We start from the raw sequence: 1,986 nt of genomic DNA on the forward strand, positions 1-1,986 counted from the left end.
GGGCCAGTTCCCGCAGTGGGCCGACCTGCCGGTGACGCCGGTGGAGGTCGACGGGTGGGACAACCGCACGTACCTCCGGCGCGGCCAGCGCCTACCACGCCATCGCCTCCCCCACCTTCGCCCTGTGGACCCCCGACGAGGCCCGCGGCCAGGTGTACGGCCTCGCCGTCACCGCGCTGAAGATCGCCCAAGGTCTCGGCGTCGCCGCCGCCGGCTTGGCCGCCGAACACCTCCCGCCCCACCAGGTCGTCGCTGCCGGCGGCGTGCTCGGCGTGCTCGCCGCCCTCGCCGTGGGCGTGCTGTGGCGGCGCAGCGGCGCGACTCGCGGAGGACGACCCGCCATCCGCTGACGCGGCCGCCATCCGCTGACGCCGCCACCATCCGCTCACGCCGCCGCTGCCGTGCGAGCCGGCCCGGTGGCCTGCGCGGGCCCGCAGGCTGACCTGTGTGCAGCGAGGAGGACCGGATCTGCGTCCCGGTGCCCTTCTACTACTGCTTCGGGATGGTCACGGGTGACCTCGCCGCGACCTTGCAGCGGCCTCGCATGGCGCGTGTGTGGGTTGGTCGGGCCTCCTCTTCGTTTCAACCGACGTTTTGGCGGGCGGATAACGGCGTTTTTGTTCTTCGCTTGTCGAAGTTCACACGATTGAGGGGCGGGGGTTGACGGCTGACCAGGGTTGGTGGGGTGGAGTTGGTTGGTGGGGTGGTGGCTTGGTCCAGTGTGGAGGAGAAGGTGGATGACGGGAAGGCTTGGGGATCACGCCTTCGGGTGCATCCACCTTCCGGTCCTCGGGGGCGGGAGGGGTTTACATGGGGTTCCAGCCGTCGGTGCCCGCCAGGTACTTCTGCGGGGTGTAGTCGGCGGCTTGGGAGTCTGGCAGCTGGGGGCGGTTGGAGTTGGTGCCGGCCCCTGGGCCCGTGTTGCGGTACTCCAGGAAACGCGCGTTGCGCCACGAGTTGCCGGACATGTCGGTCCACGGCTGGGAGGTCTTGAGGGTCGAGTCCAGAGTGGACTCGCGGTACAGGACTTGGGCGTCCGGGCGCCACGGGCGGCCCAGCTGGGTGGTGTTGGTGGTCGTGCCGGTGATCGTGCAGCGGTAGAACAGGAGGCCGTACTTCTTGGTGTTCGGGGTGCTGGCGGCGGTGATGGGGCCGCCCGTCGTGCGCTTCTCGTGCACGGTCATGCGGTCGAAGACCATGGTGCCCGCGCCGAAGATGAAGTCGACCGTGCCCTCGACGTAGGAATCCACCATGTACGCCCGGGTGCGCTCGTTGACCAGGAAGGTGTCCTGGTCCCCGAGCAGTCGGACGTTGCGGAACACGGCGCGGTCGGCGTTGAGGTGCAGCGCGACCGCCTGCTGGTCGACGGTGCTGGAGTTCTCGTTGTAGTCGTTGGCGATGGTCAGGTTCGTGGCCGTGAAGTCGCGCCCGTCGACGAACGCGCTGGCGCTGTTGAACGTGCCGTTGCTGCCGGCCGAGTTGTTGTAGACGATCACCGTGTTCGACGGTGACGAGCCGAGGCCCTGGAGCGTGATGGCGGTCTTGGTGGACGGCACCCGCACCACTTCGCGGTAGGTGCCCGGTTTGATCGTGATCACCGTGCGAGTGCTGCTGTTGCTGGTCGCGGCGTCGATGGCGGCCTGCACGGTGCGGTAGGTGCCGGTGCCGTCGGACGCCACGGTCGGCCGTGCGGTCGACGACGTCGTCGTGGTCGTGGTCGTCGTGGTCGGAGTGGTGGTGGTCGTCGAAGACGAAGAAGTGGTGGTGGTTCCGCTGGTGGTGGTCGTTGTGGTGGTGGAGCCGGTGCACGTGACGCCGTTGAGGGTGAAGGCGGTGGGGACGGGGTTGGTGCTGTTGTTCCACGTCCCGTTGAACCCGACTTCCACCGAACCGCCGGTGGGGATGCTCGCGTTGTACCCGACGTCGGTCGCCACCACGTCACCCGACGCGGGGTCGGCGGTGAAGCCCCAGGCGCTGGTGTCGGTG

General features: G+C 68.8%; 2 protein-coding genes. One reads left to right on the forward strand and one right to left on the reverse strand.

Features of this window, described 5'->3' with window-relative positions:
* Positions 1-152: 152 nt before the first annotated feature.
* Complete coding sequence (locus AB0G02_RS37230; protein WP_360804316.1) at positions 153-350, forward strand: hypothetical protein; 198 nt, start codon at positions 153-155, stop codon at positions 348-350.
* A gap of 456 nt (positions 351-806) precedes the next feature.
* Here AB0G02_RS37230 and AB0G02_RS37235 read toward each other — a convergent pair.
* A partial coding sequence (locus AB0G02_RS37235) for a pectinesterase family protein (RefSeq protein WP_360804319.1) occupies positions 807-1,986 on the reverse strand: 1,180 nt, incomplete at its 5' end.

It is taken from the genome of Actinosynnema sp. NPDC023658, assembly GCF_040639995.1.
In the GTDB taxonomy this organism is placed as follows: domain Bacteria; phylum Actinomycetota; class Actinomycetes; order Mycobacteriales; family Pseudonocardiaceae; genus Actinosynnema.